The sequence below is a fragment of the Vibrio sp. Isolate22 genome (assembly GCF_022398115.1).
Taxonomy (GTDB): Bacteria; Pseudomonadota; Gammaproteobacteria; order Enterobacterales; family Vibrionaceae; genus Vibrio.
The window spans coordinates 1-1,213 of record NZ_JAKEUW010000142.1; the positions used below are offsets into that span (position 1 = coordinate 1).

Consider the following 1,213-nt stretch of genomic DNA (forward strand, 5'->3'; position numbering starts at 1 on the left):
AATCGTAGATCAGAATGCTACGGTGAATACGTTCCCGGGCCTTGTACACACCGCCCGTCACACCATGGGAGTGGGCTGCAAAAGAAGTGGGTAGTTTAACCTTCGGGAGGACGCTCACCACTTTGTGGTTCATGACTGGGGTGAAGTCGTAACAAGGTAGCCCTAGGGGAACCTGGGGCTGGATCACCTCCTTATACGAAGATATTCACGATAAGTGTCCACACAGATTGATACGGTTTAGAAAGTAAAAGAGACGATATTGGGTCTGTAGCTCAGCTGGTTAGAGCGCTCGCCTGATAAGCGGGAGGTCGGTGGTTCAAGTCCACTCAGACCCACCAATATCGACTTAGATGGGGCTATAGCTCAGCTGGGAGAGCGCCTGCCTTGCACGCAGGAGGTCTGCGGTTCGATCCCGCATAGCTCCACCATCTTTAAGTGTTCTTATTTCTTTATAATAGAAAGTAGAATCTTTAAAAATGGTTCATTTATGAATCAAGCTCTTTAACAATTTGGAAAGCTGACTGATTNAGCGCTCGCCTGATAAGCGGGAGGTCGGTGGTTCAAGTCCACTCAGACCCACCAATATCGACTTAGATGGGGCTATAGCTCAGCTGGGAGAGCGCCTGCCTTGCACGCAGGAGGTCTGCGGTTCGATCCCGCATAGCTCCACCATCTTTAAGTGTTCTTATTTCTTTATAATAGAAAGTAGAATCTTTAAAAATGGTTCATTTATGAATCAAGCTCTTTAACAATTTGGAAAGCTGACTGATTTAAATAACAAGTTATTTAAATCAAATTAAAAGTTCTCAATGTTTATCTTTAGATAAACACAACACAAACACATTCAAGTGTCTTGTATTCAAAATTGAGTCCGGCAAACACGTAATAAGAACTAACCCTTCTTGTTACAACCAAAACCTTGGTTGTTTAYCATACATAAAGACCTCTTCGGGTTGTATGGTTAAGTGACTAAGCGTAYACGGTGGATGCCTTGGCAGTCAGAGGCGATGAAGGACGTATTAACTTGCGATAAGCCCAGATTAGACAGTAAAAGTCATTTGAGTCTGGGATTTCCGAATGGGGAAACCCACTTACATAAGTAAGTATCTTGTTGTGAATACATAGCAACAAGAGGCAAACCGGGGGAACTGAAACATCTAAGTACCCCGAGGAAGAGAAATCAACCGAGATTCCGAAAGTAGCGGCGAGCGAA

3 tRNA genes and 2 rRNA genes are annotated in these 1,213 nt (G+C 44.3%); all 5 read left to right on the plus strand.

The features are described from left to right. Window positions 1-194: ribosomal RNA gene (locus L1D55_RS27285) — 16S ribosomal RNA — on the plus strand; the annotation flags it as partial. A 67-nt stretch (window positions 195-261) separates the two neighbouring features. After that, a tRNA-Ile gene (locus L1D55_RS27290) sits at window positions 262-338 on the plus strand. 14 nt (window positions 339-352) lie between these two features. Next, window positions 353-428, plus strand: a tRNA-Ala gene (locus L1D55_RS27295). Window positions 429-596: 168 nt separating this feature from the next. After that, a tRNA-Ala gene (locus tag L1D55_RS27300) sits at window positions 597-672 on the plus strand. Between the two features lie 287 nt (window positions 673-959). After that, a 23S ribosomal RNA gene (locus L1D55_RS27305) occupies window positions 960-1,213 on the plus strand; the annotation flags it as partial.